At 61.0% G+C, this 23,369-nt stretch carries 21 protein-coding genes; 10 read left to right on the forward strand and 11 right to left on the reverse strand.

The genetic code is table 11. The features are described from left to right. Positions 1–815: type VI secretion system tip protein TssI/VgrG (gene tssI / locus L861_RS12535; protein WP_016416960.1), on the reverse strand; the 815-nt coding region annotated here is incomplete at its 3' end. A 438-nt stretch (positions 816–1,253) separates the two neighbouring features. Here tssI and L861_RS12540 point away from each other — a divergent pair. Beyond that, a complete protein-coding gene (locus L861_RS12540) occupies positions 1,254–3,278 on the forward strand; it encodes a PhoX family protein (RefSeq protein ID WP_016416961.1) in 2,025 nt (674 codons plus the stop codon). An 88-nt stretch (positions 3,279–3,366) separates the two neighbouring features. Here L861_RS12540 and L861_RS12545 read toward each other — a convergent pair whose 3' ends face one another. Next, positions 3,367–4,224 carry a hypothetical protein gene (locus L861_RS12545; RefSeq protein ID WP_016416962.1) on the reverse strand — a complete coding sequence of 286 codons (858 nt, stop codon included), beginning with the start codon at positions 4,222–4,224 and terminating at the stop codon, positions 3,367–3,369. 209 nt (positions 4,225–4,433) lie between these two features. Here L861_RS12545 and L861_RS12550 point away from each other — a divergent pair, with 209 nt between their 5' ends. Then, entirely contained in the window at positions 4,434–5,357 is a 924-nt protein-coding gene (locus L861_RS12550; RefSeq protein ID WP_016416963.1) for a LysR family transcriptional regulator, read from the forward strand. Positions 5,358–5,429: 72 nt separating this feature from the next. Here L861_RS12550 and L861_RS12555 read toward each other — a convergent pair whose 3' ends face one another. The 6 genes from L861_RS12555 to L861_RS12580 all read right to left on the reverse strand — a co-directional run bounded on the left by L861_RS12555 (position 5,430) and on the right by L861_RS12580 (position 11,680). After that, a complete protein-coding gene (locus L861_RS12555; RefSeq protein ID WP_016416964.1) occupies positions 5,430–6,542 on the reverse strand; it encodes a 5-(carboxyamino)imidazole ribonucleotide synthase in 1,113 nt (370 codons plus the stop codon). Between the two features lie 12 nt (positions 6,543–6,554). Next, positions 6,555–7,061, reverse strand: a complete 507-nt coding sequence (gene purE, locus L861_RS12560) for a 5-(carboxyamino)imidazole ribonucleotide mutase (RefSeq protein ID WP_016416965.1) — start codon at positions 7,059–7,061, stop codon at positions 6,555–6,557. A gap of 158 nt (positions 7,062–7,219) precedes the next feature. After that, entirely contained in the window at positions 7,220–9,235 is a 2,016-nt protein-coding gene (locus L861_RS12565) for a TRAP transporter permease (RefSeq protein ID WP_016416966.1), read from the reverse strand. Positions 9,236–9,242: 7 nt separating this feature from the next. Beyond that, the gene (locus L861_RS12570; protein WP_236617159.1) at positions 9,243–9,755 is read right to left on the reverse strand and encodes a DUF1850 domain-containing protein; all 513 of its coding nucleotides are present in this window, start codon (positions 9,753–9,755) and stop codon (positions 9,243–9,245) included. 40 nt (positions 9,756–9,795) lie between these two features. Continuing rightward, positions 9,796–10,758, reverse strand: a complete 963-nt coding sequence (locus L861_RS12575) for a TAXI family TRAP transporter solute-binding subunit (RefSeq protein ID WP_016416968.1) — start codon at positions 10,756–10,758, stop codon at positions 9,796–9,798. Positions 10,759–11,140: 382 nt separating this feature from the next. Continuing rightward, positions 11,141–11,680 (reverse strand): YaeQ family protein, encoded by a 540-nt coding sequence (locus tag L861_RS12580; RefSeq protein ID WP_016416969.1) that lies wholly within the window; start codon positions 11,678–11,680, stop codon positions 11,141–11,143. 91 nt (positions 11,681–11,771) lie between these two features. On the opposite strand from L861_RS12580, the gene L861_RS12585 reads away from it, so the two are divergent. Genes L861_RS12585 through L861_RS12590 form a run of 3 tightly spaced genes read left to right on the forward strand, consistent with a single transcriptional unit; the run spans position 11,772 to position 12,870 of the window. Beyond that, entirely contained in the window at positions 11,772–12,461 is a 690-nt protein-coding gene (locus L861_RS12585) for an SDR family oxidoreductase (RefSeq protein WP_016416970.1), read from the forward strand. Positions 12,462–12,469: 8 nt separating this feature from the next. Further along, the gene (locus L861_RS25180) at positions 12,470–12,592 is read left to right on the forward strand and encodes a hypothetical protein (protein WP_021029186.1); all 123 of its coding nucleotides are present in this window, start codon (positions 12,470–12,472) and stop codon (positions 12,590–12,592) included. A gap of 47 nt (positions 12,593–12,639) precedes the next feature. Continuing rightward, on the forward strand, positions 12,640–12,870 hold the full coding sequence (locus L861_RS12590) for an XRE family transcriptional regulator (RefSeq protein ID WP_016416971.1): 231 nt from the start codon (positions 12,640–12,642) through the stop codon (positions 12,868–12,870). Between the two features lie 6 nt (positions 12,871–12,876). Here L861_RS12590 and egtD read toward each other — a convergent pair whose 3' ends face one another. Continuing rightward, positions 12,877–13,839 (reverse strand): L-histidine N(alpha)-methyltransferase, encoded by a 963-nt coding sequence (gene egtD, locus L861_RS12595; RefSeq protein WP_016416972.1) that lies wholly within the window; start codon positions 13,837–13,839, stop codon positions 12,877–12,879. Positions 13,840–13,896: 57 nt separating this feature from the next. Here egtD and selD point away from each other — a divergent pair, with 57 nt between their 5' ends. After that, positions 13,897–16,212: a selenide, water dikinase SelD gene (gene selD / locus L861_RS12600; RefSeq protein ID WP_016416973.1), complete on the forward strand. Its 2,316-nt coding sequence runs from the start codon at positions 13,897–13,899 to the stop codon at positions 16,210–16,212. Here selD and senB read toward each other — a convergent pair. Continuing rightward, positions 16,184–17,194, reverse strand: a complete 1,011-nt coding sequence (gene senB, locus L861_RS12605) for a selenoneine biosynthesis selenosugar synthase SenB (RefSeq protein WP_016416974.1) — start codon at positions 17,192–17,194, stop codon at positions 16,184–16,186. The two genes, selD and senB, sit on opposite strands and share 29 nt — an antisense overlap. Before the next feature lie 24 nt (positions 17,195–17,218). Here senB and senA point away from each other — a divergent pair, with 24 nt between their 5' ends. The 4 genes from senA (at position 17,219) to L861_RS12625 (ending at position 21,609) form a co-directional block, all read left to right on the forward strand. Next, a complete protein-coding gene (gene senA / locus L861_RS12610; RefSeq protein ID WP_016416975.1) occupies positions 17,219–18,550 on the forward strand; it encodes a selenoneine synthase SenA in 1,332 nt (443 codons plus the stop codon). Between the two features lie 64 nt (positions 18,551–18,614). Next, positions 18,615–19,469, forward strand: coding sequence for a putative selenate ABC transporter substrate-binding protein (locus tag L861_RS12615; protein ID WP_016416976.1), 855 nt, complete (start codon positions 18,615–18,617; stop codon positions 19,467–19,469). Then, a complete protein-coding gene (locus L861_RS12620) occupies positions 19,469–20,122 on the forward strand; it encodes an ATP-binding cassette domain-containing protein (protein WP_016416977.1) in 654 nt (217 codons plus the stop codon). Before L861_RS12615 ends, L861_RS12620 begins: the two co-directional genes overlap by 1 nt. 14 nt (positions 20,123–20,136) lie before the next feature. Continuing rightward, positions 20,137–21,609, forward strand: a complete 1,473-nt coding sequence (locus L861_RS12625; RefSeq protein ID WP_016416978.1) for a PhnE/PtxC family ABC transporter permease — start codon at positions 20,137–20,139, stop codon at positions 21,607–21,609. 46 nt (positions 21,610–21,655) lie between these two features. Here L861_RS12625 and ilvD read toward each other — a convergent pair whose 3' ends face one another. Next, positions 21,656–23,344, reverse strand: coding sequence for a dihydroxy-acid dehydratase (gene ilvD, locus L861_RS12630; protein WP_016416979.1), 1,689 nt, complete (start codon positions 23,342–23,344; stop codon positions 21,656–21,658). Between the last annotated feature and the right edge of the window lie 25 nt (positions 23,345–23,369).

Below are 23,369 nucleotides of genomic sequence, written 5' to 3' on the forward strand. Positions count from 1 at the left end.
CGGCCGGAGGCGTCGGCCTTGTAGCGTCCGGGGGCGTCGTAGTGTTCGTAAGCGGTTCGCTGGGCGTGTTCGTCGAGGCCGTCGGCCTGATGGGCATGCAACTGGGCGTAGGCCGGGGTCTTGAACGAGTAGTCCTTGAGCGTCACCGAGGCCGGCTTGACCCGCGACGCCTGCTGTAGCCGACGCACATGGCGTCGCGGCGCGGTGCCACCGGCCCGGGCGTGATAGGGCCGCGCGCCGAGATTGGTGAGCAGGGTCGGATCGTCGCTGACCACCAAGCGGTGGCGATCGGCCTCGAATTCGTGGAAGTAGTACAGCCCCTCCTCGGCGGCCAGGCGCTCGAGGAAGGCCAGGTCGGTCTCGCGGTACTGCACGCAGAACTCGCGCTCGGCGAGCTCGCGGGTCACCGCGAAGGCGACCTCATGGAGGCCGTGTTCAGTGCACAGGGTATTGAGGATGGTCAGCGGCGAGACATGCTGGAAGATGCGCGAGTTGTGACGCAACGACAAGCGCCACAGCGCCGGGCGGATCACCACCTCGTAACGGGTGCGGCGATGACCGCGATCGCCACGCTGGAACTCGGCGGCGATGCCGTGCACGTGGCGCAGCGCCTCGCCGTCCTGCCACAGGGTCAGGGTCAGCTCGCGTTCCAGCCAGTCCGTGGGGCTCAACCCGCCATCGCGGCTGGCGAAGGCCCCGCGCAGATGGAAGGGCGCGGAGAGCGCCTCCTCGAAGGTGAAGTCGACCACCGCCAGGTCGAGCGCCGGCTGACCGGCGAGGGTGAGCGTGAACTGGAGACCGGTCTGGTTGGCCATGCGCTGCGTCCCTGCAGGAAATATAGGAAAATTATGGGCTATATTGGTAAGCGCTAAACTTATCGGATGCCCCGCTTCAGGACAAGGAGCCCTGTGTAGGAAATCGACCACAGACTTGTAAGCGATTGATGACAAGCGATTGGTGGTTTTCGCTTACATCGCTTCCCTCATCGCCTGCTAGATGAGCGATTGCACAGGGTTCTGATCCACTGAAGGGCAGGATACGGCCTCCTTATCCCAGTGTGTTGGTGCCACATGAGGAGGTCTTGCATGACAGTGGGTTCTTCCTGCTATGTGAGATGGTAGATGGGCTCGGTTGACGCTTGATGGTTCCCGGCCCAGGCAGAGACTTGACATCGGACTGCCATCATCCATTCATGCTAATGCAATAAAAGCTTCCGACCATGAGGCTCCCGTGACTTCATGTGAGGCAGGACGATGACACAACCCCAGCAGCCCGGCACCACCGATCCCATTCTCGCGGCGGGCGACGAGCCCTTGAGCAACCATTCCGACAACCGTTATTTCGGCGATGTCCTGCAAGCCCGGTTGAGTCGGCGGGGATTCCTGCGCGGCAGCCTGGCCACGGCCGTGACTGCCGCCATGGCCACTAGCCTGCCGCTTGCCTCGGCTTTTGCCGGACAGACACAACGCGGCACGGGGCCCACCCTAGGCTTCACACCGATTCCTACCAGCACTGCCGACACCGTCGTGGTGCCTCAGGGCTATCGCAGCCAAATACTGATCCCTTGGGGAACCCCGATTACCGGCGATTATCCCGAGTTTGCACCGGACAACGATGGTGAGGCGCAGGCCCAACAGACCGGCAGCCACCATGATGGCATGCATTTCTTTGCCATCGACGGCAGCTCGCAGGATGGCTTGCTGGTGCTCAATCACGAGTACGTCGAGCCTCGCTTCATGCATGCTGCCGCCTCCGGCCTGACACTCGATAGCGAAGGCTTTCCGCAGAACGAGGACGGCAGCCGCGACCCCGACCAGGTACTCAGGGAAATGAACGGGCATGGCGTGAGCGTCATACGTATTCGCCAGTCCGAGAGCGGTCAATGGGGTGTGGTGCGCGATGATTTCAATCGTCGCATCACGGCGCGCACGCCGATGATGCTATCCGGCCCGGTGGCTGGCACCGAACACGTGCGGACCAAATACAGTCCCGACGGCACCATGACTCGCGGTACCCAGAACAACTGCTCCAGCGGCGTCACGCCTTGGAACACCTACATGGCTGCCGAGGAGAACTGGTCCGGCTACTTCGCCAATGAGGACACCGAGATCGACCGTCGCCAGTCGCGCTACGGTATCGAGACCCGCGACACCGGGCGTTGGAACTGGCACCGCGCCGCGGGTGGCGATGACGAGTTCATCCGCTTCGATGCCACGTCGCGTGGCGCCAGCGCCGAGGACGACTATCGCAACGAACCCAACACCTTCGGCTACATGGTCGAGATCGATCCCTTCGATCCCGATTCCACCCCAGTCAAGCGCACCCACCTGGGACGTTTCGCCCACGAAGGGGTGATCTTTGCCCCGGCTGTCGAAGGCAAGCCGGTGGTCTGTTATTCCGGCGACGACTCACGTTTCGAATACATCTACAAGTTCGTCTCCGCCCAGCCGTACCATGCCGCTAGCGCTGACGGCTCGCTGCTCGACGAAGGCACGCTGTATGTGGCGCGATTCAATGACGACGGCAGCGGCGAGTGGCTGGCACTGGCCCCGGGCAAGAACGGTCTGACCCCGGAAAACGGCTTCGCCGATCTCGCCGACATCCTGGTCAACACCCGTAGCGCAGCCGATCATGTGGGGGCAACGAAGATGGATCGTCCCGAGTGGGGGGCGGTGGACCCAGAAAACGGCTACGTCTACTTCACGTTGACCAACAACAGCAAGCGCGAAGAGGATCAGCTCGATGCCGCTAACCCACGCGCTGCGAATGGCTTCGGCCAGATCGTGCGCTGGCAGGAAGACGGAAGCCAAGAGGCCGAACGTTTCCAATGGGAGTTGTTCGTTCTGGCGGGCGACGGCGAAGACAGCCGCGACCTGGCAGGCAATCCGCTTGGTGAGGAGGCGCTACTCGCTTGCCCCGATGGTCTGTGTATCGATGCCGATCGTCGAGTCTGGATCCAGACCGACATCAGCGACTCATCGGTGAACGATGGCATCTACACGCCGTTCGGCAACAACCAGATGCTCGCCGCCAACCCCGAGACCGGTGAGATCAAGCGCTTCCTGACCGGTCCCATTGGCCAGGAGATCACCGGCATGGCCATCACGCCGGATCAACGCACCATGTTCATCAACGTCCAGCATCCCGGTGCCAACACCAGTGCCGAGGACTTCGCCCAAGGCCGCTACCTCAGCCACTGGCCGGAAGGCGGCGATACCTTCCCACGTTCGGCTACCGTGGTCATCACGCGTGAAGATGGTGGTGTGATAGGCACCTGATATCTACATCTTCCTTCTCCGAGACGACAAACGCCGTTGCCCATGGCAGCGGCGTTTGCGTTGTCCCCTGCGGGGGATGTCCGGCGCATCAAAAATGCCATTCCAGATTGAAGGTCAAGGCATCGGTATCGACCCCCGGCTTGTCGTGATTCCCAAACTTGTTGCGCCAATACTCATAACCGACACCGGCCCAAAGGTTATCGCCTTCGCCCCAGGCCAGCTTGCCCACATCCAACATCAGCGAGGTCCGCATCAGTTGCTCGGGCTTGGTTTCGACATTGAAGTAGTCCTTGCCCTTCTCACTGTTGTAGTTGTAGAACCCCTGGAATTTCAGCGGCAACGCGCCGACATCGAAGGGCACACCCCAGGCCACACTGAGCTGATAGTAGGGATCGAAGGAGATACTGTTGCGATTGCCGGGGGCTCCGCAGGCATCCAGGCCACAATGGTTCCATTCGCGACTATAGAGCAGGCTGACATCGAGGAAACCGCGCGACAGATCGAATTTCAGCGTTGGCCCCAGCACGACTTGACGCTTGCGCGGCGCGAAGGCGGTGTTCTTGGTGTTGAGATCGAACCCACCGGTCAAAGCGATATCACTAATTGGGCCGAAGGCGAGCGGCTCGTCGCTGAGCTTGCCGTAATGCAGTTGGTGACGGTAGGTCAGGTAGGCTTCCGTAGCGCCGCTGTCGCTCCCGTGGGCCGGATCACTGTCATTGGATTGCAGGATGTCCAGATTGAAAAAGTTCTGCCCGTAGGCATAACCACTGGCATGCGTCAGGCTAAGGGTATGCTTGTCGATTTCCTCGGGATTGCTTGGCTCGGTGAACTGGGTACCGAAACGGTAACCGATAGCGGTGTCACTCCAGGTGGCGGCGTGAGCCAAGGAAGTGGCAAGCGTCAGGACGGTGCCAATGACCACCCCGTTGCAAGAAGACTGCATCATGATAAATTGTCTCCAGCATCATTGTCATTGTGGGCACATTCCATGTATACAAATGGATGTGTTACGTCAGTCTAGAGATGCCGGAATAAATGAAAACCGATATACTTCTATAGCCTTTATAATGAAAATCGTATAAAGCTAAATGAGATGACACGACGCGCTGTGCTTGCTTCGACGTGAGCCCCTTGCCAACGATATGGATGAACCCCATGATTCAGCGCCGCAAGGATCCCCTCGATACCTACCTGCTACGGGTACTGTGCCTATTGCTCGACGAGCGCAGTGTGTCGCGCACCGCCGTACGCCTGCACCAATCGCAGCCAGCCATCAGCGCAGCATTGAAGAAGTTGCGCGAGATCTTCGGTGATGCGCTGTTGGTACGGGAAAAGAGTGGTATGGTCCCCACCGAACGAGCCTTGCAACTGCTACCGCACGCACGGCGGGCCTTGGCGGAAATCGACAAGCTCGTCAATGAACCGGTGGAGTTCGATCCCTTCGCCAGCCAGCAGGTGTTCCGACTCGGTGCACCTGACTACTTGGCTCCTGTCTTCTTGGCACGGGTGGTCGAGCGTTTCCGCCAGGAAGCGCCCCTGGCACGGCTGACGATTCACTCCCTGGGGCCTGACTACGATTTCGAGACCGCCCTGGCCGAGGGCGAGCTGGACGTGGTGATCGGCAACTGGCCAGAGCCTCCAGAACGCATGCACCTGTCGATGCTGCTGGAAGACGATATCGTGTGTTTGGTTTCCTCGCGCCATCCCCTGGCACGCAAGGGGCTGACGTATGATGATTACCTGGCGGCGCGTCATGTGGTGCCCATGCCCTATTCGCGCAGCCAGCGCGGCGTGATCGACAGCAGGCTGGCCAGCCTGCGTGTCGAGCGGCGTGAAACCGTCGAGGTACAGTCCTTCAACTTGGCACCTTACCTGTTACAGGACAGCGACCTCGTCTTCACCACCAGCCGTCATTTCGCGCGCTTTTACGCTAACCTGCTGTCCCTGACCATCCTGCCCTCGCCCATCGACTTTCCGCCGATGCGCTTCTACCAGCTATGGCATGATCGTACCCATCACTCACCGTCTCATCGTTGGTTGCACCGCCTGCTCGGCGAATTCGGCCATCAGGTGCAGTAGGCGAAACCAAGAACGCCGCAGCCGTCATCGGACGGCTGCGGCGTAGAAAAGGCGAAGTCATTCGAAAACGCGCTATTCGAAACTAAAGCGTGGCTCGGGCGCCTCGGGCAGCAGACGCGCACAGGCGCGCACTTTTTCCAGCAGTTCAGCGTGGGTTGGTGCCACCAGGTTGATGTGTCCCAGTTTACGGCCGACTCGCTCGCTTTTGTCATAGCGGTGCAGGTGGGCGTCCTCGAGGGTGAGAATCTCGGCAGGGTCGCCTTCACGGCCGATCACATTGATCATGCAGGTCGGCATCCGCGCATGAGTGTCGCCCAGCGGCAGCCCCTGAATGGCACGCAGGTGATTCTCGAACTGGCTGGTCACCGCACCATCCATACTCCAATGACCGGAGTTGTGCACCCGTGGCGCCATCTCATTGGCCAGCAGCTTGCCGTCTCGGGTCTGGAATAATTCGAGTGTCAGTACACCAACGTAATCGAGTTCATCGAGCAACGTGCGGATATACTCATCGGCGAGCAATTGCACGCTGTCGTCGAGATCCGGCATCGGCGCCAGCGAATAACGCAGGATACCGTCGACATGCACGTTCTCGGCCATGGGATAAAACACCACGTGGCCGTCGCGGCCACGCACAGCGATGATCGATACCTCGCGCACGAAGTCCACGAAGGCTTCGACGACCAGGCGCGGATGGCCAATCTGGCGCCAGGCGTCGTGAGCCTCGGACGGGTCGCGCAACACGGCCTGGCCCTTGCCGTCGTAGCCTTCGGTAACCGACTTGGCGACCACTGGACAGCCCAGTTCACGCGCCGCCGCTTCGAGTTCGTCAGCGTGTTCCACCACTCGATAAGTGGGAGTGGGAATGCCCAAGCGATCGAACAGTGCCTTTTCCTCAGCACGGTTCTGGCAGATGCGGATCGCTTCACTGGAAGGGTAGACCGGCTTGTGCTCTTCGATATCCTGCACCAGGGCCACCGGCAAGTGCTCGAATTCGTAGGTCACCAGATCGACCTTTGACAGGAATTCCTCCAGATGACGCTGGTCGGTATCGATCATCACCTCACCGATGCCAGCGCTGGGGTGGCCGGTAGTATCGAGGAACGTGAAGCGGTTAGCCAAGGGGTAACCCGCCAAGGCCAGCATGCGCCCCAACTGTCCGGCACCCAGTACGCCGATATTCATGGCCATATCTCCTCACTCGGCTCGCGGATCGGGGTTATCGAGCACTTTCTGGGTCTGCTCGGTGCGAAAAGCCTCGACAGCAGCACGCACCTTATCGTCCTGCAACGCAACGATCTGCGCGGCCAGCAGCCCGGCATTGGTCGCCCCAGCCTTGCCAATGGCCAAGGTACCCACGGCAATGCCACCCGGCATCTGGGCAATGGAGAGTAACGAATCCAGCCCCTTGAGCGCCTTTGATTCCACCGGCACCCCCAGCACGGGTAAGGGCGTTTGAGACGCCACCATGCCCGGCAAGTGTGCCGCACCGCCAGCTCCCGCGATGATCACCTGCAGCCCCCGCTCAGCAGCCCCCTTGGCATATTCGAACAACAGGTCCGGCGTGCGGTGAGCCGATACGACGCGGGTCTCATAGGTTACGCCGAGACGATCGAGCATCTCGACTGCATGCTCCATGACCGGCCAGTCCGACTTGGACCCCATGATCACGCCCACTCGCGGTGCCTGCTTCGACGACGGCATGCCTGTGTTCCCCCATGTAATGATGACGATACTTCAAGACCCGAGGCCCGGGCGGTATCGTTTGAAAACCGCGCAGCATACCGCTATACGCGGTCAGGGGAAAGAGTTGACACCTCCATCGATAGGCGACAACAGAGAAGCCGATCAGCCTGCTGGTATCAGCCACTAGTGGCAGTAGCCCTCGACTCACGGTGATGAGCCAGCCAGTTGCCGCCGATGGTCAACACCATGACCGCGACGCCCGCAGCCTCTATCATCAGCTCAGGATAGAACACCGCCACGATAGCTGGCACGGTGATCAATCGGGGCAGCCACGACATGCGTGTGAACAGATAGCCTTCCAGGACCACCGCGAATGCCGCCAATGCCAAGAGAGCGATGATGGCATTCCAGATCACGAGCAGTACCGGCCCACCGACGATGATCTCCGGATTGAAGACCATGAACAGCGGGATCAGGTACAGCCCCTTGGCGAACTTCCATGCCTGGAAGCCGGTTTCCATGGGCTTGCTACCGGCGATCGCCGCCCCGGCGAAGCCGGCCAGGGCAATGGGCGGTGTCACGTTGGAGTCCTGGGAATACCAGAACACCACCAGGTGGGCGATCAACAGCGGCACGCCGAACTCATTGGTCAGCGCAGGGCCGACCAGTACGATCAATACGATATAACTCGCCGTGACCGGCAACCCCATCCCCAGCACCAGGCTGGCCAGCAGCACCATCAGCAGCGCCAGCACCAGATTGCCGCCGGAGAAGGCCAACATCATCGCCGAGAACTTGAGCCCCAGGCCGGTCAACCCCACCACCCCGACGATGATGCCGGCCACGGCACAGGCCATGGATACCGCCACGGCATTGCGCGCACCGAGTTCGAGGCCTTCGATCAGCTTGAGGAAGCCGGCCCACACCACTTCCCGGATGCTGGCGAAGGTCACCTTCTGGCCTTGCCGGGGCGCGATGAACAAGAACCAGACCGTATAGCGCAGCACCGCCACGGCGACCATGGTGACCACCGCCCAGAAGCCGACCCGCATCGGCGACATGTTCATCACCAGCAGCCATACCAGTACCGCCAGTGGTAGCAGGAAATGCCAGCCCTCGCGCATCACGTCGCGCATCTGGGGCAGCTCCGAGCGCGGCATGCCCTGCATGCCTTGTTTCAGGGCGATGATGTGCACGAACAGATACACCGTGGAGAAGTACATGATCGCCGGCAGTACGCTGACCTTGACCACGTCCAGGTACGGCGTGTTGGTGTACTCGGCGATCAGGAAGGCCCCGGCCCCCATCAACGGTGGCATGATCTGCCCGCCGGTGGAGGCTGCCGCTTCGATGCCGCCGGCCTGCTTCGGCTTGTAGCCCAAACGCTTCATCAGCGGAATGGTGAAGGCACCGGTGGTCACCACATTGGCGATGGCGCTGCCGGAAATCGACCCCATGCCCGCCGACGCGATGACCGCCGCCTTGGCGGGGCCGCCACGCTGGCGACCAGTGGCCGCATAGGCGAGGTCAATGAAGAACTTGCCGGCACCGGTGCTTTCCAGGAAGGCCCCGAACAGCACGAAGACGAAGATATAGGTGGCAGCCACGCCCAACGGCAGGCCGAAGATGCCTTCCTGGCCCAGGTACAACTGACCCACCAGGCGATCGAGATTGTAACCGCGGTGCCCCATGATGCCGGGTAGGAAGTCGCTCAGCCAGGGAAGCTCGCCGCGTGGCCCGGCAAAGGCATAGAGGATCGCCAGGGCACCGATGATGGTCATGCCCAATCCCACTGCACGTCGGCTGGCTTCCAGCACGGTGACCGTGGCGATACAGCCGATGAAGATATCGGTCTGGCTCCAGAACCCAGCACGGGAAAAGATCTCGTCGAGGTTCAGGACCAGGTATCCCCCGGTGATGACCGCCCCCGCAAAGAAGGCGACATCGATGATCCCGCCGATCACACCACGCTTGCGGTGGGGACCGAATACCGGAAACATCAGGAAGGCCAGCATCATGATCAGCGCCAAGTGGATACTGCGCTGATAGAACAGCCCCAGCGGTTGAATGCCGGCGGAATAAAGTTGGAACAGCGACAGCCCTACCCCTACCAGGGTGATCAGCCAGAGAATGGGACGGGAGTGCTTGGCTTGACTCCCGGGGATGATGGGGGACGTTCCTGGCTCACTCATACAGGCCTCATTGAGAACTTTCTCGTTCGACACGCAAACTGATCTGCACCCGCTCTCCCGCGGCTAGCTCACTCAGGCTGATCAGGATGTCGCCTTTCACCAAGCGGTGGTTGACCTTGGGCGAGCCGACCCGAAGCAGGTAACGATTGTCAGCCACCGGTTCATCGATGTTTTCGATCCAATAGCCTCCTGCGCCATCGGAACGCGCTTCGCCGCGTCCCAGGACCGGCCCCAGGCCAGCGGCATAATCTGGCTGGTGGCTACGTTCCAGCACCATGTGGCCAGCCCGGTTGCGATAGCAATCGTGGACGGGGAATCCCTCCACGGAGTGGTTCCAGACCAGACACCAGCTCTGGCCGGCAGACATCGGTAGGGACACGATTCGCCGTTGGTCATCGTCGTGAACTTCCAGCCAGGCGTGATTCCCGGCCACCGAGGGCGAGGTCCCGCCAGTTCCTTCGGCAAAGGCGTGGCTGCCAAAATCGCCGAGAGACAAACACAACGAAAGAGCGGGCAGCAAGGCCCGCCCTCTCTTCCATATCATCCAATTCATGCGACATTTACGGGCGCTGGTTATCGGACACTTCGGCGCCGACTTCCTCATAATAGCGCAACGCACCCGGGTGGAACGGGATCGGCGTCGACTCGACACTGAATTCCACCGTAGTGTCGTTGGCTGCCGGGTGGATAGCGATCAGTTCGTCGGTCTTCTCGAACAGGACCTTGGTGACCTGATAGGCCAGTTCCTCATCCATGCTGGCATCGACCGTCAACACATTGGGGATACTGATGGTCTGTACCGGCTCTTCCATGCCCTCGTAGAGACCGGCACGCAATTTGTAGGCAGCGAATACCGGTTCCTCTTCCCGCGCATTGGCGATTTCTTCGTCGGTCAAGCCGATCAGGCGCACGTCACGTGTGGTAGCCAGGTTGAGGATCGAACTGGTAGGCGGACCCACGCTCCAGAAGCCGGCGTCGATATCGCCATCACGAATAGCGTCCGCTGTCTCGTTGAAATTGAGGCGCTGGGGGGTGATGTCATCGTAGGTGATGCCGTTGGATTCCAGCACTGCGCGAGCATTGAGCTCGGTGCCGCTGCCCGGAGCCCCCACCGAGACACGCTTGCCCTTGAGATCCTGGAGGGATTCGATGCCCGAATCGGCCAAGGTGACGATCTGCACCGCATTGGGGTAGATAGAAGCCAGAGCACGAGTGTCGGGCAGCTCGCGTCCTTCAAAGTCTCCGGTACCGGAATAAGCCTGGTAGACCGTATCGGCCAGGGCCAAGGCGATATCGGAATCGCCACGGTAGATCAGCCCCATATTCTCGACCGAGGCACCGGTCACCTCGGCTACGGCACTATGACCGTCGATGTGATTGTTGATCAGCTCAGCCAAGCCGCCACCGTATGGATAATAGGTACCGCCGGTCCCGCCCGTGGCGATGGAGAGCTGTTGCTGTGCCATGGTGAAGGGAGCCGCGGCAATCAGGGATGCCGCCATGGCGTACTTGAGCATTCGCATCTACGTTCCTCCGGTCAGCAGTGTGACGTTTGTTATTGAGTTATCGGCACCATAGCAGGGCTGCGATGCCATGCATTACACCCTGCAACATGCCCTCCGTTGAAAGCTAGCATGCTTATCGCGACTCGGGTAATCGGGGATTATTTCTACATTTCAGCAAATTATCTTCAACGAAGACTTTCGTCTTAGGGAAACACTGAATAAATCGACGAGCGGCTTCAAGCACAAGGCGCCCGGAGCGCAGCAACCGGAGCATATGGGCTATATGTGAGGCTTCGACCGGGCTGGCGCACCAGCACCGCGTAACGCAGTGATTGAGCTGCGCAGGCATTTATTCAGTGTTTCCTTAGAAACTTACGCGGCGTTCGGAAAGGCCAGCACGTCAGTGATCTCTTTTCAGCCACGTCAATTTCAGCTCATGCTGTCCCTCTTCATCGGTAACGAACAGGGAGTCCTCGCTGATCATCACCGCCCAATTGATGCTGCGCGGCAACTCTTGAGACAATTCGGACAATTCCTGTGGCGGCAACGCCACGACGTTCAGATTGTCTAACGTATTCAATGATGGAAATACCTTGCTTTCCCACATCCGCCTATCCCCATACACCAGAAGCGATACTCGCTCGGCACGCCGCGAACACCAGACCAAGCGGTCTCCGTCCGGCTGACCGACCTCGATCCAGTGCAACACCCGATCATCGAGGCTCTTTTGCCATAAGGCGGCTTCATCGACGGTGGAAAGACCGCGCCCGAAGACCAACGCTTCGTCATACCACAAGGCAAGTGCCAACAAACGCGCTGCTAACCGCTCTTCGGTTTCCGACGGGTGGCGCGCCATGGTGAAGCGCAGAGACTCATAGATACCCCGATCCAGGTCGGTGAGATTGAGTTCGACCTTGTAGGGCGTTGCACTGAGAGCCATGGTGACATCCTAGTCCAGAGTGAGAAATCGCAGTCTACCCTGATCAGGGTAGCGGGACGATATGGGGTTCATCCATGAGGAGACGGCAATAATGAACGATCGCATCATGCTGATCACCGGTGCATCCAGCGGTATCGGGGCCGCTACGGCCCGAGCGGCCGCCAGAGAAGGTTACAAACTGGTATTGGCGGCGCGCTCGATGGACAAACTGGAGAAGCTAGCACGCGAACTGGGGCCGGAAAACGTACTGACCGTGAGCTGCGACGTGACCTCGATGGACAACCAACGCGCCATGGTCGAACAGGCCCTCGAATGCTTCGGACGCTTGGATGTGGTCTTCGCCAATGCTGGCCGCGGCGGTTCGCCCGGCGGTTTCAGCGGTGCCGATATCGACGCTTGGCGTGACATGATCCTGACCAATATCTATGGCGTAGGCTTGACCCTGCAGGCCACGCTACCGGCCCTGCGCGCCAGTCGCGGCCATGTGTTGCTCACCGGCTCTGCCGCCGGCCGCACTACCATTCCCGGCTCCATGTACAGCGCGACCAAATGGGCGGTGAGCGGGATCGGCTACAACCTGCGCGAAGAATTGCGCGGTAGCGGTATCCGCGTGACCCTGATCGAGCCAGGCATGGTCGACACCCCCTTCTTCGACGAGCCGCCGGAACACGCCCTTCGGGATAAGGACATCGCCAATGCGGTGATCTATGCCATCAGCCAACCAGCGCACGTGGACGTCAACGAGATTCTGGTGCGTCCCACGCCACTACAGGAGGATTGAATGCCGGCATGAACGACTTCGAACCCACAGAGAAAAAACGTCACAAAAATTTCCCCGATTGGATACTGGCGGAACGTGCAAAAACCTTGCATGCTGTCGGTATCGCAAGCCAAGCCAACGGAGCCTCATGAGCACGGCACGATTAACGACCGGTTGGGATGCCCAAGAACCTCCCCGAATGGCACCCGACCTGGACGTCAGGGAATTGGAAAAGCGCAGCCGCCTGATGCGCGTCGTTACCCGGCGAATCGCCCTTTCGGAACTGGGCAATCGTGAAATAGCCCAACGCGCCGGCATCCCCCCACAGCGGCTCAGCGACTTGCTGGCCGGTAAGATCGAGCAGTTCTCGGTCGATGAATTGCAGGCATTACGAGATTGCGTAGAAGAGGACTCTTCCACGCCACCCTGATGCCTATCAGAGGATCGATAAGTAATGCACGCTGAATAGATGCCGCGGGTCGGTCCACACTGCCGTGGGCTCATAGCCGGCCCGCTTGGCTAGTGCCTGAAATCCTGCAATGCTGTACTTGCAGGAATTCTCCGTATGCAACCTTTCCCCCTCCTCCAAAGCGAAATGTCCTTCTTCTAGCCGCAGGGTCTGCCGGCAGCGACTGACCAGATGCATTTCGATGCGTGACTCGGCCTCGTTGTAGTAGGCCAGATGATCGAAGTTCTCCGGCTCGACCTCGACTCCCAACTCCCGATGCAGGCGCTCCAGCAGATTCAGGTTGAAGGCGGCCGTAACCCCGGCGGCATCATTGTAGGCAGCTTCGAGCACAGCCCGGTCTTTCACCAGGTCGACACCGATCAGCACCCCGCTTCCATCCGGCAGCACCTGACGCAAACGGGCGAGAAAAGCCTGTGCCGCGGGTGGCTCGAAATTGCCGATGCTCGACCCAGGAAAAAAAGCCACGGTGCGCTGTCCGGCGATACCGTCAGGCAGAGCCAAACGGCGCGAGAAGTCGGCCCACGCAGCATGTACCTCGAGCCAAGGATAGTCGGCAGCCAACCGGCGCGTACTCTCGAGCAGGAAATCACGCGAGATATCGATACCCAGATAGCGGCTGGGACGCATCGCCTCGAGCAGCAGCCTGATCTTGCGGCTGGCACCGCTACCAAGTTCGACCAGCAGCGAATCAGGGCCCACCAAGGCAGCGATCTCATCGCTGGCATCGACCAGAATACATTCCTCGGTGCGTGTCAGGTAGTACTCCGGCTGTTGGCAGATGCTCTCGAACAGCAGAGACCCGCGCCGGTCGTAGAAGAATTTCGGCGACAGCGACTTGGGTGTGGCACTCAGACCAGCGATCACGGCGTCACGAAACGAGGTCTGCGCCTCGACCACATGCTGATCGTGAAAGCGTACTGCCTGGTTCATGGCATATCCTCATGAGTGACGCAATGCGCTTTCCTACAACCTAGAGAGAGTTCCCTCATGCAGCAACCGGATTCGCCGGTATTGCGAGACATTGTGCTGGTCGGTGGCGGCCATAGTCATGTCGGAGTGCTCAAGCGCTTTGCCATGCGCCCTGAGCCCGGCGTCAGGCTGACCCTGATTTGTCGCGATACCCACACGCCTTACTCCGGCATGTTGCCAGGCTATATCGCCGGTCATTACACCTTCGACGACGTGCACATCGACCTACGCCGGCTGGCGGAATTCGCCGGCGCGCGCTTCCTTGGCGACGAAGCGGTGGGAATCGATCATGCAGGGCAAAAAGTATTGTGCCGCTCACGTCCCCCAGTGCCCTATGATCGGCTGTCGATCAATATCGGTTCGACTCCCCGGGTTGGCCAGGTCGAGGGCGCGGGTGAGCATGCGGTACCAGTCAAACCGATCCACCGCTTCAATAACCGCTGGCGAACGCTACTCGAGCGCGTCAAGCTCCATCCCGGCACCACGCGCATTGCGGTGGTCGGCGGTGGCGCGGGAGGTGTCGAGCTACTGCTGGCGATGCAATACCGATTACGCAAAGAACTTGCGGCCCAAGGGCGTAACCCGGAAGAGCTGGTCTTCCAGCTACTTACGCGCAGCACGCGAATTCTGCCGACCCATAATGCCCGCGTACGAGCCTATTTTGAGCGAGTCTTGAATCGCCGTGGCATCGCGATACACACCTCGACCGAAGTGACCAGCGTTGATGTGGGTCGTTTGTGCTGTGACCGAGGGCAGTGGCACGCAGCCGACGAGATCGTCTGGGTGACCGACGCTGGTGGCGCCGCCTGGTTGCGTGACACCCACCTGGCCCTTGATGAGGAAGGCTTCATCCTGGTCGATGCCAATCTTCGCTCGGTAAGCGATCCCAATATCTTCGCGGCTGGCGACATCGCCAACCAGGTCGATTATCCCCGCGAGAAGGCTGGGGTCTTCGCCGTCCGCCAGGGACGCCCGCTCGCCGACAACCTACGCGCTGCCGTCATCGGTCGACCTCTCAAGCCCTATCGCCCGCAAACGCGTTGGCTGGCGCTGATCAGCACTGGCGATCGCCATGCCGTCGCCTCACGCGGCGCCTTGTTCCTGGCCGGCGATTGGGTATGGCGTTGGAAGGACTGGATCGACCGACGCTTCATGGCCAAGTTCAATGAATTGCCCGGGATGAAGGAAAGCACGAACGGAAAACCAGACTCCGCAAGCCGGGTAACGCTGAACGACGAGGAGAGCGCGCAGGCAATCTCGGCGCTGGCCATGCGCTGCGGCGGCTGTGGTGCCAAGGTCGGCGCCTCGGTACTGTCACGAGCTCTGTCAACACTGACTCCCACCCCGCGCGATGAAGTTCTGGTCGGCCTGCATGCCCCGGACGATGCAGCGGTAGTACGCGTTCCACCGGGCAAGGCTCTGGTACATAGCGTGGATTTCTTCCGCGCCTTCATCGACGACCCTTATGTGTTCGGCAAGGTTGCCGCCAACCACGCCCTGGGCGATATCTTCGCCATGGGTGCCGAGGCACAGACCGCCACCGCCGTGGCCACAGTGCCCCAGGGGCTGGAAGCCAAGGTCGAGGATACCGTGTTCCAGATGATGAGCGGCGCGCTGGAAGTGCTCAACGAGGCCGATTGTAGCCTGGTCGGGGGACACACCGGCGAAGGCCGGGAGCTGGCACTGGGCTTCGCCGTCAACGGCTTGATCGAGGCCGATGGCGATACCGCACTGCGCAAGGGAGGCATGCGCCCCGGAGATGTACTCATCCTCACCAAGCCCATCGGTACCGGCACCCTGTTCGCTGCCCACGCCCGTTTGGCCGCTCGGGGTCGCTGGATCGACGCAGCACTCACATCGATGTGCCAGTCCAATCGCCTTGCTGCACAGTGCCTGCGCGAGCACGGCGCCACGGCTTGTACCGACCTTACGGGTTTCGGGTTGCTAGGACATCTGATCGAGATGACCCGCCCTTCGAACGTCGACGCTGAACTCGACCTTGCCGCACTGCCGCTACTCGAGGGCGCCGAGGAAACTGTCGCTGCAGGAATCCTGAGCTCACTGCAACCGGCCAATGTGCGGTTGCGCCGGGCCCTGCGCGATCAGGCCCGCTGGGTCGATCATCCGCGCTACCCGCTGCTGTTCGACCCCCAGACCGCAGGCGGCCTGCTGGCCAGTGTGCCAGCAGGTCACGCCACTGACTGCCTGAACGCCCTGCGGGCATTGGGTTATACCAGGGCAACAATCATTGGCCGGGTGTATGAGGCAAGCAAGGCGCTGGAACCCATCGCGCTTACATCATCCGTCATTGGGCAAGCCGTTCTCGACAGTTGAGCCCACAGGCAGCGATGACACGCGCCAGGGCATCACGCTCGGCCTCGGGTCGAAATGCGGTAGCGCGTGCTACTACCCGTTCGCGCAGAGCGGCAACGAAGGCTGGGTCACGCTCGGCACGCAACAGACGGCGGCGCAGTGCCTCGGTATCGGCCACCGGGAAGTAGCCTGGGTAGTCGTCGCCCAATAACCCCCGGTTTCCAGAGATATCCGAGGCAATGACAGGCAAGCCGGCCACGCAGGCTTCGCTGACCACATTGGCACCGCCTTCCATCCGCGAACTGATCACCATCAGCCGCGCCCGCGCCATCCATTGACGCACCCGCCAGTGAGGTTGGTCGCCATTCCACTGGTAGCGGGGGTTGCATGCCATCTCCTCATGCGCCGCATTCGCCCACTCGACGCTGTAGGCCCGGCCCAATTGCACCACGCGCAACCGCGAGTCGGAAGGCAGGTCGCGCACGGCCAATGCCGTTCGTAGCGAGTCCTTCTCCTCGCGCAGATGGCCGGCGACCAGAATATTGAAATGCCGTCTGCCAGGTCTTGGGGCACCTGGTGGCAATGGCAACGCTGACTGCAGCACCGTATGCAGTTGTGTATGAAAGCGTGATGGAATGTCGTCGGCGATAGCGGTATGCAAGCCAATCAAGGCAGAAGCCTGCTCCAGACTGTCGAGGAATACCGCAGGGTGACTATGCTGAAAGCGATAAACGTCGGTGCCGGTCAGGACCACGATCAACGGACACTGGGGAAGGACTTGCCGACTGGCTAGAATGGCTGCGTGGCTGCGCCACGCATGCAGAGCGATCACCAGGTCCGGAGGCGAATTCGCCTGGTGTGGTTGCCGGAAGTCTTCGTCCGGTGCCACAAGCTGCACACGACAACCCAACTCCCTCAGCAACCCTGCCCAACGTGTTGCCGTGGCCCGATTGCCGGCTCTTGAGCCTCGACCGGCAGGGGTGATCAACGCTACCTTCAGCACAGTCCATTCCTCGATGAGGTCGGCATGATCGAGATACCAGCAACACCACTGCAATCCGCCGACGACCTGGCAGCGATGCTAGTCGACGCCCGCGCACGCAGTCTTGCCTTGATGCAGGACATCTTGGAGTCGCGCCAGTTGGGCCCCCGCCTGGCGATCGTCAACCCACCGTTGTGGGAATTGGGCCACGTGGGTTTTTTCCACGACCATTTCGCCTTGCGTGGCCTTTATGGCCTGCCCGATTATCAGTTGGATGGTGCCGAACGATTGTACGATTCCAGCAGCATCGCCCATGATGCGCGTTGGACGCTACCCCTCCCATCTCTGGATGAGACTCTGGACTATCTGGCACGCGTACAACAGGCGATGCTCGAGCGCCTGCCCAATGGCAAGGCAAGTTCCGCCCAGAGCTATGTCTATCAACTCACCAGCCTGCACGAGGACATGCACGGCGAAGCCTTTGTCTACACCCGTCAGACGCTGGGCGATCCGCCGCCGGCGCTCGGCCCACCGTCCTCCCCAGCCGAACCGACGGGGCCCTTGCCTGGCGATGTCGCCGTGCCGGGAGGATGGCACCGGCTGGGTTCGGGCGAGAACGAGGTGGCGTTCCGTTTCGATAACGAAAAGCCCCCTATGGAGGTCGAGGTGCCCCCCTTCTCCATCGCTCGTGCGCCGGTGACCAATGCTGAGTTCGCCGCCTTCGTCGATGACCGTGGCTATGAGCGGCGCGAACTATGGAGCGACGCTGGCTGGCGGTGGCGGGAAGAGCAGGATCGGCAAGCCCCTGTCTACTGGCGCAGGGGAGCCGATGGACAAGGTTGGGAGGAACGCTATTTCGACTGCTGGCGGGCACTGTCGCCCCACCAGCCGGTGGCGCATGTCAATTGGTACGAAGCCGATGCCTGGTGCCGCTGGGCAGGTCGCCGTCTACCCAGCGAAGCCGAATGGGAGGTCGCGGCGAGTCGGACGCCAAGCCCCGATGGCCGCTCCCTGGCACCAGGCAAGCGACGCTTTCCGTGGGGCGTGACGCCACCTGATACGCGTCAGGCCAACCTGGACGGTTCGCGCCTGGACCGGGTCGACGTCGCCGCCTTTCCCATCGGTGACAGCGCCTTTGGCTGCCGGCAGATGCTAGGCAACGTCTGGGAATGGACAGCATCGACTTTCGCCCCCTTCCCTGGCTTCAAGCCCGACCTCTACCGCGACTACTCGGCTCCCTGGTTCAAGGAGGGGCGCTACGTGCTGCGCGGCGGTGCCTGGGCCACCAGGGGTCGGTTGATCCACAATGCCTATCGCAACTTCTTCACTCCCGAACGCCAGGATATTCTTGCAGGTTTTCGTACCTGCGCACCGTAAAGCAAGAAAGAGTACGGAAATTTCAGTACCCTATGACGACGATTCGATTGGACAAGGACTCCCCATGATCAAAGGTTTGATGCTCGCTTTTGCAGTGTTACTGGCCCCCTCCCTGGCCAGCGCCGAGACCTTCGTGTTCACCGCCATCCCCGACGAAGATGAAACCCGCCTGCAGCAACGCTTCCAGAAAGTTGCCGACTATCTCGCCGAAGAACTGGAGGTGGACGTACGCTTCGTGCCGGTGAAGTCCTACGCTGCCGCCGTGACGGCATTCCGCAACAACCAGGTGCAACTGGCTTGGTTCGGTGGTCTGTCCGGCGTACAGGCCCGCGAACACGTGCCAGGCTCCCGAGCCCTGGCTCAAGGCGTCGAAGATGCTGAATTCGTGACCTACTTCATCGCCCACGAAAGCACCGGCCTGCAAGAGGGGGAAGGTCTCAGCGACGCCATGCGCGACATGACCTTCACCTTTGGCTCCAAGGGCTCGACCTCAGGACGCCTGATGCCTGAATACTACCTTCGAGAGCACTTCGGCGAAGCGCCCGAGGAAACCTTCTCGCGCGTCGGCTTCAGCGGCAATCACAGCCGTACCGCCTCGCTGGTTGCCTCCGGGGCTTACCAGTTGGGAGCCCTCAACTACACCGTGTGGGAAAACGAAGTCGCCGCTGGCAACATCGACACCGATCGGGTGAACGTGGTCTGGGAGACGCCTCAGTATCCGGACTATCAGTGGACCATCCGCGGCGACGTCGACGAGCGTTTCGGTGACGGCTTCGCCGATCGTGTCCAACAGGCCCTGCTCGATATGGACGACCCCGAGCTTTTGGACAGTTTCCCGCGCTCCGGCTTCATCCCGGCCAGCAATGACGACTATGCGGTGATCCGCGAAGTCGGCCAGGAACTGGGGCTACTCGACTGATGAGCGCCTTGGCCCTGCGCGACGCCGTCGCTGAATACGGCACTATCCGTGTTCTCGGTCCACTTAGCCTGACGCTGGCCGTCGGCGAGCATGTCGCGTTGGTGGGCAAGAGCGGTGCCGGCAAGTCGACTCTGCTATCGGTGATGTTCGACCGCTGGCGCGATCGGGGCCCCGCGCTGATGCCACAGGACCTGGGCCTGGTGCCTACCCTTTCAGTTTTCCATAACGTCTACATGGGCGGGCTATCCCGCCACCATGGTTGGTACAACCTGGTGACACTAGCTCGCCCCTTCAGGCGCGATGTCCACGCCATCATGCCATTGCTGGAGCACCTGGACATCGCCGACAAGTGCTGGACACCCGTTGGCGAGCTTTCCGGCGGGGAACGTCAACGGGTGGCTGCGGCCCGGGCCATCCATCAGGGCGGCAATCTGCTGTTAGCCGACGAGCCGGTGTCGGCGCTCGATGGCCCCCTTGCCGAACAGCTCATGGCGGCGCTGACCACGGCCTACCCCACGGCCGTGCTGGCCATGCACGATGTCGAACTGGCACTGCGCTTCACCGACCGAGTGGTCGGTATCGCCGATGGCTGCATTGCCCTGGATGAGCCCAGCCTCCGGCTCAGTGCCCAAGATCTGCTGCCACTGTATTGAACGGGACTGTCTTCATGTGGCAATCCGCAACGGTCCGCACCAGCCTGGGCTTCATCGCCCTAGCCATCGCTTGTGCCTTCTTCGCCGACTTCCAGATCAGTACCCAGGCCCCCTGGCAGGAACTGGGGCGACTGATGCTGGGCCTGGTGATGCCCGACTTCCTGGCGGTGGACTTCCTGGGCGAAGCTCTGCTGCGTACGCTGGCCTTCGCCTTCGTCGGTGTAGGGCTGGGGGCCTTTACCGGTCTGCTACTGGCGCTGGTATTTCACAGCGCCTGGGTACGTACCGGTTGCGCATTCGTTCGCGCCATTCATGAACTGTTCTGGGCACTGATCTTCTTGCAGTTCTTCGGCTTGCATCCGCTAACCGGCGTGTTGGCCATCGCCATTCCCTATGCGGGTATCTTCGCCAAGGTCTATGCCGAGATTCTGGACGAAACCGACCCTCAGCCCGCCAGGGTGCTACCTCAAGGCAGTGGACGAGTTTCGGGATTGGCCTTCACACGGCTCAGTCAAGCCTGGCCTCACCTGGTCAACTACACCTCCTATCGCCTGGAGTGCGGTTTGCGCTCCAGCGCTGTACTAGGCTTCGTCGGCATGCCAACACTTGGCTACTACCTGGAATCCGCCTTTGCCCAGGGGCTTTACGGCTCTGTGGGTGCCTTGCTGATCCTGTTCTATGTACTGATCGCCACGCTCAAGCTGTGGGTACGGCCACGCCTGCTACCCTTCTACCTGCTAGCTGCGCCGTTCCTGCTCGGCAGTGGTCTGCCGATCGTGTGGAGCAACGTGTCGCGTTTCTTCACTCAGGACATCGTGCCCACTCCACTACGCAACGGCGAGGGAATCAGCGGCCTGATGACCTGGCTGCTGGACCTGATGACCACCCAGGCACTGCCGGGGATCTGGAACACCCTGCTGCTGACCCAGATCGCCCTGGTGATTACCGGAACACTGGCCATGATGCTGTTCCCACTGATCTCGCGCCACTTCACCGGACGTATCAGTGGCACCCTCGGCCACGTGGCGCTGGTGGTAATGCGTTCGACCCCCGAATACCTGCTCGCTTTCATCCTGCTACAACTCTGGGGCCCGTCTATGTTGCCAGCGGTGGTGGCGCTGGCACTACACAATGGCGGCATCATCGCCCACCTCGTCGGCCAGCGCAGCAATCAACTGACGCTACGCCAAGATGCCCCACGAGGGCTCGACCGCTATGCCTACGAGGTCGCACCACGCGTCTATGGCCCCTTCCTGGCACTGCTGTTCTACCGCTGGGAGATCATCATGCGCGAGACTGCCATTCTCGGTATCCTCGGCATCGCTACCCTCGGCTTCTACGTCGACAGCGCCATCCAGGAGATCCGCTTCGACCGCGCCCTGGTACTGATCCTAATTACCGCATTACTCAACATCGGCGTCGATATCCTCGCCCGGCGCCTGCGCTCTCGCTTGCGACTACGGCATACCGCGACCAGCGAGCCGTAATGCAGTCTTTCGTGGGCCAGTTCGAGTACTAGCGGGTGTCTTTTGACTACTCCGGCAAATCGGTTACCGCGCCATTGGATGCCGAGCTGACCATTTTCGCGTACTTGGCCAGCACGCCACGGGCATAACGCGGCTTGGGCTGCTGCCAGGCGGCGCGACGGCGCATCAGTTCCTCGTTGCTGACATGCACGTCGATGGTATCGGCCTCGGCGTCGATGGTGATCTCGTCGCCATCCTGGACCAGCGCAATGGGGCCACCGTCGAAGGCTTCAGGCGAAATATGCCCGACCACGAAGCCATGGCTGCCGCCGGAAAAACGCCCGTCAGTGATCAGTGCCACCTCGCTACCCAGGCCGCGGCCCATGATCGCCGAGGTGGGAGTCAACATCTCGCGCATGCCGGGACCACCCCTTGGCCCTTCATAACGAATCACGATGACATCACCGGCTACCACGGTGCCGTCGTTGATACGCGCCTGGGCTTCTTCCTCGGAACCGAATACCCGTGCACTACCGGTAAATCGCGTGCCTTCCTTACCAGTGATCTTGGCCACCGCCCCCTCCGGCGCCAAATTACCGTAGAGGATGCGCAGGTGGCTTTCGGCTTTGAATGGGGCATCCAACGGCGCGATGATTTTCTGCCCTTCTGGATAGGGCGCCACGCCAGCCAAGTTCTCGGCCAGCGTCTTGCCGGTCACCGTCAGGCAGTCGCCATGCAGCAGACCGGCATCGAGCAGTGTCTTCATCAGCGGCTGGATACCGCCGATCTCGACCAGTTCGCTCATCATGTAGTGACCGCTGGGGCGCAGATCGGCGACCACCGGCACGCGGCGGCCAATCTCGGTGAAGTCCTCGATCGATAGAGGCACACCAATGGTGTTGGCCATGGCGACAAGGTGCAGTACCGCATTGGTGGAGCCCCCCAGGGCGATGACGACGGTGATGGCGTTCTCGAAGGCCTCGCGGGTCATGATGTCCGAGGGCTTGATATCGCGCTCGAGCAATTCAAGCACCGCGCCGCCGGCAGCCCGGCAGTCGTCGCGTTTGGCCTGCGACACGGCGTTTTGAGCCGAACTACCGGGCAGGCTCATGCCCAACGCCTCGATCGCCGAGGCCATGGTGTTGGCAGTGTACATGCCACCACACGAACCCGGCCCGGGAATCGCCGTCTCCTCGATCTGCTTGAGCTCGATCAGATCGAGGTCGCCACGGCTATGAGCGCCCACGGCCTCGAATACCGAGACGATGTCGGTATGGTTCTCGCCAGGCAGGATGGTACCGCCATAGACGAATACACTGGGCCGATTTAGCCGCGCCAGACCCATCATGCATCCTGGCATATTCTTGTCGCAGCCGCCGATCGCCACCAGACCATCGAACCCTTCACACCCCGCCACGGTCTCGATGGAATCGGCAATCACCTCGCGCGAAACCAGCGAATACTTCATGCCTTCGGTGCCGTTGGCGATGCCATCGGAAATGGTGATGGTATTGAAGATCACCCCTTTGCCACCGGCACCATCGGCACCGGCACTGGCCTCCTCGGCCAGTCCATCGATATGACTATTGCAGGGCGTGACCTGGCTCCAGGTCGAGGCGATACCGACCTGGGGCTTGGTGAAATCCGCATCGGTGAAGCCCACCGCACGCAGCATGGCACGGCTGGCCGACTTGCCGACACCATCCACCACTGGGCTGGAATAACGGCGACGCGGGTTCTGTTGTTTATCACTCATGGTTCGTCCCCTATCAAGCGGCTCG

Origin of the sequence: Litchfieldella anticariensis FP35 = DSM 16096 (assembly GCF_000409775.1) — a bacterium.
GTDB classification, from domain to species: Bacteria; Pseudomonadota; Gammaproteobacteria; order Pseudomonadales; family Halomonadaceae; genus Litchfieldella; species Litchfieldella anticariensis.

What these genes read in the sequence shown, in the direction of transcription:
- L861_RS12540 (WP_016416961.1), top strand. Translation starts at nt 1,254, where the DNA reads ATGACACAACCCCAGCAGCCCGGCACCACCGATCCCATTCTCGCGGCG.
- L861_RS12545 (WP_016416962.1), bottom strand. Translation starts at nt 4,224, where the DNA reads ATGATGCAGTCTTCTTGCAACGGGGTGGTCATTGGCACCGTCCTGACG.
- L861_RS12550 (WP_016416963.1), top strand. Translation starts at nt 4,434, where the DNA reads ATGATTCAGCGCCGCAAGGATCCCCTCGATACCTACCTGCTACGGGTA.
- L861_RS12555 (WP_016416964.1), bottom strand. Translation starts at nt 6,542, where the DNA reads ATGAATATCGGCGTACTGGGTGCCGGACAGTTGGGGCGCATGCTGGCC.
- purE (WP_016416965.1), bottom strand. Translation starts at nt 7,061, where the DNA reads ATGCCGTCGTCGAAGCAGGCACCGCGAGTGGGCGTGATCATGGGGTCC.
- L861_RS12565 (WP_016416966.1), bottom strand. Translation starts at nt 9,235, where the DNA reads ATGAGTGAGCCAGGAACGTCCCCCATCATCCCCGGGAGTCAAGCCAAG.
- L861_RS12575 (WP_016416968.1), bottom strand. Translation starts at nt 10,758, where the DNA reads ATGCGAATGCTCAAGTACGCCATGGCGGCATCCCTGATTGCCGCGGCT.
- L861_RS12580 (WP_016416969.1), bottom strand. Translation starts at nt 11,680, where the DNA reads ATGGCTCTCAGTGCAACGCCCTACAAGGTCGAACTCAATCTCACCGAC.
- L861_RS12585 (WP_016416970.1), top strand. Translation starts at nt 11,772, where the DNA reads ATGAACGATCGCATCATGCTGATCACCGGTGCATCCAGCGGTATCGGG.
- L861_RS25180 (WP_021029186.1), top strand. Translation starts at nt 12,470, where the DNA reads ATGAACGACTTCGAACCCACAGAGAAAAAACGTCACAAAAATTTCCCC.
- L861_RS12590 (WP_016416971.1), top strand. Translation starts at nt 12,640, where the DNA reads ATGGCACCCGACCTGGACGTCAGGGAATTGGAAAAGCGCAGCCGCCTG.
- egtD (WP_016416972.1), bottom strand. Translation starts at nt 13,839, where the DNA reads ATGAACCAGGCAGTACGCTTTCACGATCAGCATGTGGTCGAGGCGCAG.
- selD (WP_016416973.1), top strand. Translation starts at nt 13,897, where the DNA reads ATGCAGCAACCGGATTCGCCGGTATTGCGAGACATTGTGCTGGTCGGT.
- senA (WP_016416975.1), top strand. Translation starts at nt 17,219, where the DNA reads ATGATCGAGATACCAGCAACACCACTGCAATCCGCCGACGACCTGGCA.
- L861_RS12615 (WP_016416976.1), top strand. Translation starts at nt 18,615, where the DNA reads ATGATCAAAGGTTTGATGCTCGCTTTTGCAGTGTTACTGGCCCCCTCC.
- L861_RS12620 (WP_016416977.1), top strand. Translation starts at nt 19,469, where the DNA reads ATGAGCGCCTTGGCCCTGCGCGACGCCGTCGCTGAATACGGCACTATC.
- L861_RS12625 (WP_016416978.1), top strand. Translation starts at nt 20,137, where the DNA reads ATGTGGCAATCCGCAACGGTCCGCACCAGCCTGGGCTTCATCGCCCTA.
- ilvD (WP_016416979.1), bottom strand. Translation starts at nt 23,344, where the DNA reads ATGAGTGATAAACAACAGAACCCGCGTCGCCGTTATTCCAGCCCAGTG.